General features: G+C 33.5%; 13 protein-coding genes. All 13 read left to right on the top strand.

The features are described 5' to 3' along the window. Positions 1–133 precede the first annotated feature (133 nt). Positions 134–1,300, top strand: a complete 1,167-nt coding sequence (locus Q0998_RS12540; RefSeq protein ID WP_299670314.1) for an O-succinylhomoserine sulfhydrylase — start codon at positions 134–136, stop codon at positions 1,298–1,300. Between the two features lie 174 nt (positions 1,301–1,474). After that, positions 1,475–1,888 carry an Rrf2 family transcriptional regulator gene (locus tag Q0998_RS12535; RefSeq protein WP_299670313.1) on the top strand — a complete coding sequence of 138 codons (414 nt, stop codon included), beginning with the start codon at positions 1,475–1,477 and terminating at the stop codon, positions 1,886–1,888. Positions 1,889–2,076: 188 nt separating this feature from the next. Beyond that, positions 2,077–2,340 carry a DUF2061 domain-containing protein gene (locus tag Q0998_RS12530; protein WP_299670312.1) on the top strand — a complete coding sequence of 88 codons (264 nt, stop codon included), beginning with the start codon at positions 2,077–2,079 and terminating at the stop codon, positions 2,338–2,340. Next, entirely contained in the window at positions 2,328–2,954 is a 627-nt protein-coding gene (locus Q0998_RS12525) for a phosphoadenosine phosphosulfate reductase family protein (RefSeq protein ID WP_299670311.1), read from the top strand. The genes Q0998_RS12530 and Q0998_RS12525 overlap by 13 nt, the downstream gene beginning before the upstream one ends. Before the next feature lie 137 nt (positions 2,955–3,091). Further along, on the top strand, positions 3,092–3,997 hold the full coding sequence (cysD, locus tag Q0998_RS12520) for a sulfate adenylyltransferase subunit CysD (RefSeq protein WP_299670310.1): 906 nt from the start codon (positions 3,092–3,094) through the stop codon (positions 3,995–3,997). A 166-nt stretch (positions 3,998–4,163) separates the two neighbouring features. After that, positions 4,164–5,495, top strand: coding sequence for a GTP-binding protein (locus Q0998_RS12515; protein ID WP_299670309.1), 1,332 nt, complete (start codon positions 4,164–4,166; stop codon positions 5,493–5,495). 163 nt (positions 5,496–5,658) lie between these two features. Then, positions 5,659–7,764: a HEPN domain-containing protein gene (locus tag Q0998_RS12510; RefSeq protein ID WP_299670308.1), complete on the top strand. Its 2,106-nt coding sequence runs from the start codon at positions 5,659–5,661 to the stop codon at positions 7,762–7,764. A gap of 9 nt (positions 7,765–7,773) precedes the next feature. After that, complete coding sequence (gene cobA / locus Q0998_RS12505) at positions 7,774–8,580, top strand: uroporphyrinogen-III C-methyltransferase (protein ID WP_299670307.1); 807 nt, start codon at positions 7,774–7,776, stop codon at positions 8,578–8,580. Positions 8,581–8,686: 106 nt separating this feature from the next. Continuing rightward, positions 8,687–9,262, top strand: coding sequence for a bifunctional precorrin-2 dehydrogenase/sirohydrochlorin ferrochelatase (locus Q0998_RS12500; RefSeq protein WP_299670372.1), 576 nt, complete (start codon positions 8,687–8,689; stop codon positions 9,260–9,262). A gap of 121 nt (positions 9,263–9,383) precedes the next feature. Further along, the gene (locus Q0998_RS12495; protein WP_299670306.1) at positions 9,384–10,439 is read left to right on the top strand and encodes an NAD(P)/FAD-dependent oxidoreductase; all 1,056 of its coding nucleotides are present in this window, start codon (positions 9,384–9,386) and stop codon (positions 10,437–10,439) included. A gap of 56 nt (positions 10,440–10,495) precedes the next feature. Further along, a complete protein-coding gene (locus Q0998_RS12490) occupies positions 10,496–10,825 on the top strand; it encodes a 2Fe-2S iron-sulfur cluster-binding protein (RefSeq protein ID WP_299670305.1) in 330 nt (109 codons plus the stop codon). 8 nt (positions 10,826–10,833) lie between these two features. Next, positions 10,834–11,589: a serine O-acetyltransferase EpsC gene (epsC, locus tag Q0998_RS12485; protein WP_299670304.1), complete on the top strand. Its 756-nt coding sequence runs from the start codon at positions 10,834–10,836 to the stop codon at positions 11,587–11,589. A 4-nt stretch (positions 11,590–11,593) separates the two neighbouring features. Then, complete coding sequence (gene cysM, locus Q0998_RS12480) at positions 11,594–12,487, top strand: cysteine synthase CysM (protein WP_299670303.1); 894 nt, start codon at positions 11,594–11,596, stop codon at positions 12,485–12,487. Positions 12,488–12,526 lie beyond the last annotated feature (39 nt).

Genomic DNA, 12,526 nt, shown 5'->3' with positions numbered 1-12,526 from the left:
AGAATCTATATTAAGGAAGAAAATTAAGAAAAGAGACAAGAAATTAGAAGCTAGAAAATAGACAAAAAAGATCTAGTTCTTTAGTCTTGGTTCTTGTTTCTAAAAGCGAAAGCGGTCTCATAATCTATTATAAATGAAGAAACATTTCGAAACAGTAGCAATTAGAAATCAGACAGAAAGAACACAGTTTTCTGAACATTCTACACCGTTATATTTAACATCTAGTTTTGTTTTTGAAGATGCTGAAGAAATGCGGGCTTCCTTCGCAGAAGAAAGACAACGCAATTTATACAGCAGATTTACAAATCCGAATACGACAGAATTTACAGATAAAATTGTAGCGATGGAAGGTGCAGAAGCAGGGTACGCTTTTGCCACGGGCATGTCTGCAATTTTTTCAACATTTGCGGCATTGCTAAATGCTGGCGATCATGTGGTTTCTTGTAGATCTGTTTTTGGGTCAACACATAGCATGTTTACCAAATTCTTACCAAAATGGAATATTGAAACTTCTTATTTTAAAGTGAATGAAGTTGATTTGGTAGAAAGTTTAATTCAACCCAACACAAAGATTTTATATATTGAAACACCTACAAATCCTGCAGTAGATATTTTAGATTTAGAGGCAATTGGTAAAATTGCAAAAAAACACAAGCTGATTTATATTGTAGACAATTGTTTTGCAACACCTTATGTGCAACAGCCTATAAAATTTGGTGCAGATTTGGTGATTCATTCAGCAACAAAATTAATTGATGGACAAGGAAGGGTTTTGGGTGGAGTTACCGTTGGAAATAAGGAATTAATGCGCGAAATCTACTTATTTGCTAGAAATACAGGGCCAGCAATGTCGCCATTTAATGCTTGGGTGTTGTCTAAAAGTTTAGAAACTCTGGCAATCAGGGTAGAAAAACATGCCGAAAATGCACTACAATTAGCGGAATATCTAGAAAAGAATGAACATGTAGAATTCGTTAAATACCCTTTTTTAAAGTCGCATCCACAATACAATATTGCAAAAAAGCAAATGAAGTTGGGTGGAAATATTGTTGCCTTTGAAATGAAAGGTGGTATTGAAGCTGGAAGAAAATTTTTAGACAATATTAACATGTGTTCTCTCTCAGCAAATTTAGGAGATACAAGAACAATTGTGACACATCCATCCTCTACAACTCACGGAAGACTTTCTGAAGAAGACAGGTTAGAAGTGGGCATTACAAAAGGTTTGGTAAGAGTTTCTGTTGGTTTAGAGAATATTGTAGATATTATTGCAGATTTAGAACAAGCTTTAAACGCTTAAACTATAAGGTTTATTTTTATACAAAGTATTAATAAAATAATTAAAAGATTCCACCAAAAAACGGGATTCGCTTTCCTGTCGAAAAGGTATGTTTACAAGCAATTTTTAATACGTTACTTCGCTTCGGAAGTAAAAATTGGATTTCACTAACTTAAAAATCCGTAATTTTGTTTTATGCTTTCTAAGAAAACAAAATACGGTATTAAGGCGCTTACTTATTTGGGTAGACAGGGAAATAAAATTCCTGTGCAAATTGCTACGATTTCTAAAAGTGAAAATATTTCCTTAAAATTTTTAGAAAGTATACTTTTAACACTCCGTAAAAACGGAATTTTAGCTTCCAAAAAAGGAAAAGGAGGTGGTTATTATTTATTGAAAGAACCCTCCGAAATACCCATGACTTCTATCATGAGAATTCTAGAAGGTCCTATTTCTATGGTGCCTTGTGTAAGTTTAAATTTTTATGAAAAATGTGATGATTGTCCAGATGAAACCGCCTGTGCTGTTCATAAATTAATGATTCAAGTAAGAGACAATACTCTTAAAATTTTTAGAAATACTTCTTTAGCAGATCTTTGTAAAAACTAGTTTTCTCTTCAATACCACCTTTATTTTCAAATTAACAAATTCGTAACATTATCATTGTTTTTTTATTAATCTATTAAATCTATAGGATAATTGTAATTTAACTTCACTTTCTTTATTCTAATATCAAAAATTAATGTACGTTTGTTTATCCTATTAAATAAGTAGGGTAATAAATTGAATTATTTTTTATGATTTTAGACCAAATCATTTTTACCAAAAAAGCAGCAAATAGCCGTTTTTCAGAAGACAAAAATTCTGAAAAACCGTTTCGCAGTATTGTAAAAGCTTTTAGTTGGAGACTTGTAGGAACGCTAGACACATTAGTTGTTTCCTATCTTTTAACAGATGAAATAGCATTGGCAACCTCAATTGCATCAATCGACTTTATAACAAAATTACTATTATACTTCTTTCACGAAAGAATTTGGAACAACATCAAATGGGGAAAATAGAAAACATAGACTTAGCACAAGTCAACAGAGAAATGGCTAAGAAAAGTCCGTCAGAAATTATAGAGTGGGCAATATCAATTTCAAATAATGTGGTGGTTACCACAAACTTTAGGCCTTATGAAGTAGTTATTTTACATGCTGTAACGCAAGTAGATAAATATTGTAAAGTAATTTGGTGCGATACAGGTTACAATACTGTTCAAACCTATAAACATGCAGAAGAATTAAAGAAAATGTTAGATTTAAACATCTACGCTTATGTACCAAAACAAACAGTGGCACATAGAAATATAGTGTTGGGGATTCCTAATATAGAAGACCCAAATCATGCTGTATTTACCAAACAAGTAAAATTAGAACCTTTTCAAAGAGCCATGAGAGATCATCAACCAGATGTTTGGTTTACAAATTTAAGAAAAGGGCAAACTGCTTTTAGAAATGGTATTGATGTGGTTTCAAAAAGTAAAGATGGAGTTCTAAAAGTGAGTCCTTTTTACCATTGGACAGATCAAGATTTAGACGCGTATTTAGTTGAGAAAAATTTACCAAATGAATTTGCATATTTTGACCCAACAAAAGTAGAGAGCAATAGAGAGTGTGGATTACACATTTAATAAAAATATTATTAAGATAAACTCTAGAAAAAACGCCCCAGTAAGAGTTCCTTCCTAAAGCCTGCATTGAGTGCAGTCGAAATGGGAAGGTTAGGGGCTCATAGAGAATGTGGTTTGCATATCTAAAAGACATGATTATGAATCAAAGAACAATACAAGTAGATGCTTTAGAGAGTGAAGCAATTTATATATTTAGAGAAGTAGTGGCGCAGTTTGAAAAACCTGTATTACTTTTTTCTGGTGGAAAAGACAGTATTACGTTAGTGCGTTTAGCACAAAAAGCTTTTTTTCCTGCAAAAATTCCCTTTCCTTTAATGCATATAGATACAGGTCATAATTTTCCTGAAACGATCAAATTTAGAGATCAATTGGTCAAAGAATTAGGAGTCAATTTAATTATTAGAAACGTACAAGACAATATAGATAGTGGACGCGTAAAAGAAGAAACCGGAAGGTATTCTAGTAGAAATATTTTGCAAACAGAAACACTTTTAGATGCTATTGAAGAGTTTGGTTTTGATGCCTGTATTGGCGGCGCAAGAAGAGATGAAGAAAAAGCAAGAGCAAAAGAAAGAATTTTTTCTGTAAGAGATGATTTTGGACAATGGGATGAGAAAAACCAACGCCCTGAAGTTTTTGATATGCTAAATGGCAGAATTGATTTAGGTCAAAATGTGCGTGTTTTTCCGATTTCAAACTGGACAGAACTAGACGTTTGGTCATATATTAAAAAAGAGGATATCGAAATTCCTTCTATTTATTTCGCACACAAAAGAAATACTTTTTTAAGAGATGGCCTTATTTGGTCTGCAGACGATGCTGTGGTTTTTAGAGATAAAGAAGAAAAAGTGGTAGAAAGAATGGTGCGTTTTAGAACCGTTGGCGATATGAGTTGTACCGCAGCAGTTTTATCTGATGCAATAGATATTACCAAAGTAGTAGAAGAAATCAGAGATTCCTCCATTTCAGAGAGAGGCGCAAGAATTGATGACAAACGTTCTGAAGCCGCGATGGAAAAGAGAAAGCAGCAGGGATATTTTTAGAAAGCACCCTTTCCCCCGAAGGGGGGAACACTGGAATCGATTCTAAAATAAAAAGTAAAAAAGTACCTAAGTTTCATGTGTTGAACTTGTTTCAGCATCAAAAAATTTAAAAATTAAGCAATACTCGGCATGAGTTCCTTCCCTTTGGGAAGGTTAGGATAGGATTATGATAAAAACAAAAACACATATCAAATCAAATTTTTCTCCTTTAAAGAAAAATAATCTCGGGCATCTAAAAATAGCAACAGCAGGAAGTGTAGATGACGGTAAAAGTACCTTAATTGGACGTTTGTTGTATGATACAAAATCATTAACAGATGATAAATTAGAAGCGATAGAAGAAAAAAGTAGACAACGTGGTTTTGACTATTTAGATTTTTCTTTGGCTACAGATGGTTTGGTTGCAGAAAGAGAACAAGGAATTACCATTGATGTGGCTCATATTTATTTTTCAACAAGAAAAAAGAGTTTTATTATTGCAGATACTCCAGGTCATATAGAATATACCAGAAACATGGTAACAGGGGCTTCTACAGCGCAAGCTTCCATTGTTTTAATTGATGCTAGAAATGGTGTGGTAGAACAAACATACCGTCACTTTTTTATCAATAATTTACTGCGAATCAAAAATGTTGTCATTGCTGTTAATAAGATGGATTTGGTTGATTTTTCAGAAGAAAAATACAAGATCATTAAAGGTGAAATTGAATATTTAGCAAGTAAAAGTGAGTACAAAGACCAGCAATTAACCTTTATTCCTTTGTCTGCTTTACAAGGAGATAATGTGGTTTCAGTATCAGAAAATATGCCTTGGTACCAAGGGGAAACCTTATTACAGCATTTAGAAAAATTAGATACAGAAGATATTAGTGATGATTCTCAAGTACGTTTTCCTGTGCAAACAGTAATCAGACCAAAAATAGCTACATATCACGATTTTAGAGGATATGCAGGTAAAATTTATGGTGGTGATTTTGAAGTTGGAGACAAAGTAACCGTATTACCATCTTTAACAAAATCAACTATAAAAAGCATTCATTTTTTTGATAAAGAATACGCAAGAGCAAAAAGCGGCAGTTCTGTAACCATCACTTTAAATGACAATGTAAACGTAAGTAGAGGAGATATGTTGGTAAAAGTAGATGAAGAACCTACAATTACAAAACAGTTAGATGCCACTATTTGTTGGATGGATTCCGCCCCTTTACAAGTCTCTCAAAAATATTATATAAAGCATGGTGTAAATGATGCACAAGCAAAAATTACACAACTAAATAGTATTATAAAGACAGATTTTTCTGGAAAAACGGAAAATCCATCAGAATTAGCATTGAATCAAATAGGAGACATTCAATTAAAATTAAGCAAACCAATGTTGGTAGATGCTTACAATCAAAATAAATCAAATGGCGCGTTTATTTTAATCAACCCAAAAACAAACAATACAGTAGGGGTTGGTTTTATAAATCCCCCTTTAATCCCCCGAAGGGGGAATTAGCAAATTTGAAAGAATTGTGTTTGCTAATTTATAAGTTAATTCCTGCAAGATTCTTATACTAGATTTTTTTAGTATAAATAACCTTTTAGGTATGAATAAAAGTATTAATTAAAAAGACAACCGTAAATAACTCCCTCTCCTTTGGAGAGGGTTGGGGAGAGGAATGAAAAGTTTTGAGACAGAAATAGAAAATCCAGTTGTAGAAAAAGATATTATTGAATTGGCTGATAAGATTCAGCAATTTAAAAATCTACAAATAGACGAAGAAAAATTTAGAAGTTTACGTTTGGCAAGAGGAGTTTATGGTCAACGTCAGCAAGGCGTTCAAATGATTCGTATAAAAATTCCTTATGGAAAATTAAAGAGCAATCAACTACGAAGAATTGCTGAAGTTTCTGATGAATATTCTAGAGGAAGATTGCACATTACTACACGTCAGGATATTCAAATTCATCATGTGAGTTTAGATAGAACTCCAGAATTGTGGGCGCAATTAGAAAAAGATGCCATTACCTTACGTGAAGCTTGTGGAAATGTTGTAAGAAATGTAACCGCTTCTGAAACAGCAGGAATAGATGTTAACGAACCTTTTGATGTGTCTCCTTATGCAGATGCATTGTATAAATTCTTTTTAAGAAACCCAATCTGTCAAGAAATGGGACGTAAGTTTAAAGTATCTTTTTCATCTACAGATGAAGATACTGGACTGTCTTACTTACATGATTTGGGGTATATCGCTAAAATAGAAAATGGCATTCGCGGGTTTAAAGTGATGGTTGGCGGCGGATTAGGATCTCAGCCACGTCATGCAGAAGTACTATATGATTTTTTACCGTCAGATAAAATGATTCCAGTTATGGAAGGTGTTTTAAGAATTTTTGATCGTTATGGCGAACGTAAAAGTAGGGCCAAAGCAAGAATGAAATTCCTTCTAAAAGACATTGGCTTAGAGGCTTTTAAAGAATTAATTACAGAAGAACAAAAAGCCATTGCCTTTCAAACGGTTGCTATTGACGCAGATGCATATGTACCATCAAAACCGGTTAAAATTTCAGACATTCCAAAAGCAACAATAAAAGATCAACTTGCTTTTAATCGTTGGAAAAGCACCAACATTATCCCCCAAAAGCAGGTTGGTTATGTTGCCATAGGGATTAAAGTTTTGTTAGGTGACTTTTACACAGACAAAGCACGTTTGTTAGCTAACTTGATTGATACCTATGCTGCTGGAGAAATCCGTTTAACCCTGCGTCAGAACATTGTAATTCCTTTTGTAAAACAAGAGTTAGTTCCTTTGTTTTATTCAGAATTAGAAAAATTAGGGTTTGCTGAAGAGGGTTATAATAAAGCCGTAGATATTACTGCTTGTCCAGGAACAGACACTTGTAATTTAGGCATTGCTAGCAGTACAGGAATTGCGGTAGAATTAGAACGTGTTATTACTGCAGAATATCCACAATATTTACAGAACAAAGATCTTGTGATTAAAATTAGTGGTTGTATGAATGCCTGTGGGCAGCACAATATGGCACATATTGGTTTTCAAGGAATGTCTGTACGCACACCAAATAAATTAGTAGCACCAGCATTACAAGTATTGCTAGGTGGTGGAAATTTAGGAGATGGGAACGGCGTTTTTGCAGATAAAGTAGTAAAAGTACCCAGTAAAAGAGGGCCTGAAGCATTGCGTAGAATCTTAAACGATTTTGAAGCCAATGCGAATGGAAAGCAATTTGAAACATATTATAGAGAAACAGGAGAAAAATATTTTTATAACCTCCTCAACGATTTACAAGATGTTACCAATTTAACACAAGAAGATTTTATTGATTGGGGAGAAAAAGACAAATATCTTAAAGCAATAGGAATTGGAGAGTGTGCAGGAGTTGTTATCGATTTAATTGCAACTTTATTTCTTGAAAGCAAAGAAAAAATTGAGAATGCCAAAGAAGCTTTTGAAAACGGAGTCTATTCAGGAGCTATCTATTATGCATACCAATCTTTAGTAAATACTGCAAAAGCGATGTTATTGGCAGAAAACAAAAAGACAAATACTCATGCTGGTATCATTTCTCAATTTGATGCCCATTTTGTAGAAACAAATACAATTGAGTTAAACACATCTTTTAGTGAGTTAATTTATCAAATTAATAAATATTCACCTAATAAAGAGTTCTGTTCACAATATATCAATGATTCTGAATATTTCTTACAAAAAGTGAAAACATTTAGAGAATTATCTAATACTTTTGTAGAAACGGCTATTTAAAATTAAAGAATGAAAAATGCTAATACTTATAAAGAGAATGGTTTTCCCCCTTCGGCTAGGGGGCTCTTAACAGTTGTTGGTGCAGGGCCAGGAGATGTAGATTTAATCACGTTGAAAGCAATAAAAGTTTTAAAAGTTGCAGATGTGGTTTTATACGATGCTTTGGTAAATGAAGCATTATTAGCATTTGTAAATCCAAATGCTGAATTAATTTTTGTAGGAAAAAGAAGAGGTTGCTACAGGTATCAACAAGAACAAATTAATGAATTAATTGTTGAAAGAGCCAACATGCACCAACATGTAGTTCGCTTAAAAGGGGGGGATCCATTTATTTTTGGCAGAGGTGCAGAAGAAATGGAATTTGCAGCTAATTTTGGAATCGAAACGGCAATGGTTCCAGGCATTTCATCTTCATTGGCAGTTCCTGCATCTCAAAATATTCCAGTTACAAAACGTGGGTATGCAGAAAGTTTTTGGGTAATTACAGGAACTACAAAAGAACACAAACTCTCAAATGATATTGCACTGGCTGCAAAGTCAAATGCAACAGTTGTAGTGTTAATGGGAATGGGGAAACTCTCCGAAATCATACAATTATTTCAGCAAGAAAATAAAAACAACTTACCAGTTGCCATCATACAAAACGGAACAAGAACAAACGAAAAAGTAGGAATTGGTACGGTAGATACCATATTAGAAATTGTTAGAGAGAAAGAATTAAGCAATCCTGCCATCATAGTTTTAGGTGAAGTAGTAAATCACAGAAATATTATTGGAACTATTCAATATAAATATTCAAAAGAACTAAACGTCTAATTTAACAATCATTATTAAAAAATGTTTATTATAAATAATGAAGGAAGAAACAGGAGATCATAAAATTCCAGTAAATTTATTTCCCCCTTTGGGCGATAAAAGGAGAATGGAAAGAAACAACTTATACCCTATCTTTTTAAAAACAAAAAGCTTAAACATTCTTATTGTTGGAGGTGGTCATGTAGCCGAAGAGAAATTGACCTTTTTATTAAAGTCAAGTCCAGATGCGCATGTTACTATGGTATCGCCCATGTTTAGAGAAGGTACCATCGCTTTGGCAAAAAAAGGCTGTGTTACTTTAGTAAAAGATAGCTATAAAAAAAGCTATTTAAAAGGAAAACACATGGTAGTTGCCACTACAGATATACCCGATGTAAATGTTCAAGTTTGGAAAGACTGTAGAGCAGCATCAAAATTGGTAAATGTGGCTGATAACCCGCCATATTGTGATTTTTATATGGGCGGAATTGTCACCAAAGGAAATGTAAAAGTTGCGATTTCAACGAATGGAAAATCACCAACAACAGCCAAAAGATTACGTCAGTTTTTTGAAGACGTAATTCCAGAAAATATAGATGACTTGGTGAAAAATTTAAATGAATATAGAAAAACCATCAAAGGAAATTTCGAAGAAAAAGTAGAAAAACTAAACGAGTTTACAAAAAGTTTGGTTCATAAATAAGAATAGAATAAAGAGGATTGTCTTATCGAGCGAAGTTGAGATATGATTGAAACAGCACTAAAGAGTGCTCTTCCGAGGCTTCGGAACGTTCAAACGGACAAACATTATCAGAAAAAAGAATATGATTACAACAGATATCCTAATTATAGGAGCAGGACCCACAGGTTTATTTACAGTTTTTGAAGCAGGTTTATTAAAACTAAAATGTCATTTAATTGATGCTTTACCACAACCCGGAGGGCAATGTTCAGAGATTTACCCGAAGAAACCAATTTATGATATTCCTGGATTTCCAGAAATTTTAGCGGGAGATTTAACAAAGAATTTATTAGAACAAAGCAAACAGTTTGAACCTGGTTTTACCTTGGGAGAAAGAGCTGAAACTATTGAAAAACTAGGGGATGGTACTTTTATTGTCATGACCAATAAGGGAACAAAACACCATGCAAAAATTGTGGCAATTGCTGGCGGTTTGGGATCTTTTGAACCAAGAAAACCACTGATTCCTACTATTTTAGATTTTGAGGATAAAGGTGTGGAATACATTATTAAAGAACCAGAATTGTACAGAAATAAAAAAGTGGTGATTTCAGGAGGTGGAGACTCTGCTTTAGATTGGGCAATTTTCTTATCTAATGTGGCTTCAGAAGTAACGTTAATACATCGAAGAAACGAATTTAGAGGTGCTTTAGATTCTGTTGAAAAAGTTCAAGAATTAAAAAATTTAGGAAAAATAAATTTAATTACTCCTGCTGAAGTGAAAGGTATTTTAGGCACAGATAAAGTAACAGGAGTTGCAGTACAGAAAAAAGGAGAAGACGCTTTTATCATAGATGCAGATCATTTTATTCCGCTTTTCGGCTTGTCACCAAAGTTAGGACCCATTGGAAACTGGGGTTTAGAAATCGAGAAAAATGCTATTAAAGTCAACAATTCTTTAGATTATCAAACAAACATACCTGGAATTTATGCAATAGGAGACGTAAACACCTATCCAGGAAAATTAAAATTGATTTTATGTGGTTTTCACGAAGCCACTTTAATGTGTCAAAGTGCTTATAAAAGAATCTTTCCCAATAAAAAATATGTGATGAAATATACAACCGTAGGTGGTGTAGATGGTTTTGATGGAACAAGAAAAGAAGCACCAAAAGCTGTTGTAAAAGCAATTCAATAATAAATTGTTGTTAGGTTTGTGTAACTTTGCAGACAATACAATAAAAGAAAGATTAGATGCAAGACATCAATATAAAAATAACAGACAGAAATGGTGTAACCCATAATGTTGTTGCGCCAACAGATATGGCAATGAATTTGATGGAGGTTGTACGTTCTTACGAGCTAGCAGAAGAAGGAACTATTGGTATTTGCGGAGGTATGGCTATGTGTGCTTCCTGCCAATGTTATGTAAAGTCAAATCACGAATTACCAGAAATATCAGATGATGAAGATGCCATGTTAGCAGAAGCATTTCATGTAGAAGACAATAGCAGATTAGGTTGTCAAATTCAAATGACACCAGAAATTAACGGTTTAGAAGTAGAATTAGCACCTGAATCTTAAAATCAAAAATGAAAGAAGTAGCACAAAAAGTTCAAGTTAAAAATTACAGTATGTGTCTAAGAGATGCTGTAGAGATTTTTACAAAAGAACTGATTAATTGTTTGTTTGATGAAAATTATCAACAAGAAAAAGGCGTGCATACTAAAAATAAATTTTTTAAAATATTAGAAAGGTTAACGATAAAAAATGAAGAATGTTATTGGACAAATTTTGAAAATTCTTTTCTAGAAATTAGAAGAAAGCTAGATCTAGATGCATTGGCAGCTTTAAAAAGTGATCCTGCTGCAAAAAGTCTACGCGAAGTTTATTTGGCATATCCTGGATTTTATGCAATTGCGGTGTATCGATTGAGCAATCAGTTATTAAAACAAGAAATTCCTGTCTTACCAAGAATGATGAGCGAATTTGCACACAGTACCACAGGTACAGATATTCATCCAGGAGCAGAAATTGGGGATTCATTTTTTATTGATCACGCAACTGGAATTGTAATTGGTGAAACCACCATTATAAGAGATAACGTAACCATTTTTCAAGGGGTTACTTTAGGCGGAATTCAGGTCAAAAAAAGTATGGCCTCCACAAAAAGACATCCAACCATAGAAAGTAATGTAATTATTTATGCAAATGCAACTATTTTAGGAGGTGATGTTGTTATTGGAGAAAATTCTGTAATTGGCGCAAATGTTTGTATTACAGCATCTATATCAGAAAATTCTGTAGTTACGGTACACTCAGAAAATAAAATTTTTCAAAGAAGTTAATCATATGAAAACCAAAAGTATCATAGATTTTGTTGGAAATACACCATTGGTGGAGGCGCAACAAATTTTTAAAAAAGAAGGCGTTACTTTATTACTGAAATTAGAAGGAAACAACCCCGGTGGAAGTGTAAAAGATAGAGCCGCTTATAATATGATTTCTGAAGCACTAAGAAGAAAAAATATTAAAAAAGGAGATACTTTGGTAGAAGCTACCAGTGGAAACACGGGTATTGCTTTGGCATTAATGGCGAAGGTTCTAGGCGTACATATGGTGTTGGTTTTACCAGAAAATTCAACAATAGAAAGGGTAAAAACAATGCGTGCTTATGGTGCTGAAGTAATTTTAACTCCACAAGAATTAGGAATTGAAGGTTCTAGAGATCATGCCTTAAAATTGAAATATAAAAAAGGATATTTTAGACTGAATCAATTTGACAATCCAGACAATTCAAAAGCACACTATAAAACAACAGGTCCAGAAATTTGGAGAGATACAGAAGGAGAAGTAACCCATTTTGTAGCTGCCATGGGAACCACAGGAACTATTATGGGAGTTTCAGATTTTTTAAAAGAAAAAAATAAAGACATTAGAATCATAGGTGCGCAACCTAAAGATGATGCTAAAATTCCCGGAATTAGAAAATGGCCAGAAGAATATTTGCCAGCAATTTTTACCCGATCAAAAGTAGATCAAGTGATAGAAGTTAGTGAAGAAGAAGCAAAAGAAATGACACAAAGGTTAGCGGAAGAAGAAGGCATTTTTGCAGGAATGAGTAGTGGAGGTTCTATAGCAACCGCCATAAAAGTTGCAGAGAAATTAGAAAAAGGCGTTGTGGTGGCAATTGTTTGCGATAGAGGAGACCGATATTTATCATCTACGCTTTTCGAAAAGGATTAGCAAAATCTATACTTCCCTATTTAAATTTAATCCCATTAA

This window comes from uncultured Polaribacter sp. (assembly GCF_947501385.1).
Lineage (GTDB): Bacteria > Bacteroidota > Bacteroidia > Flavobacteriales > Flavobacteriaceae > Polaribacter.
Note: the sequence above shows the minus strand (reverse complement) of the source record. Positions and strands in the feature narration are given on the sequence as shown.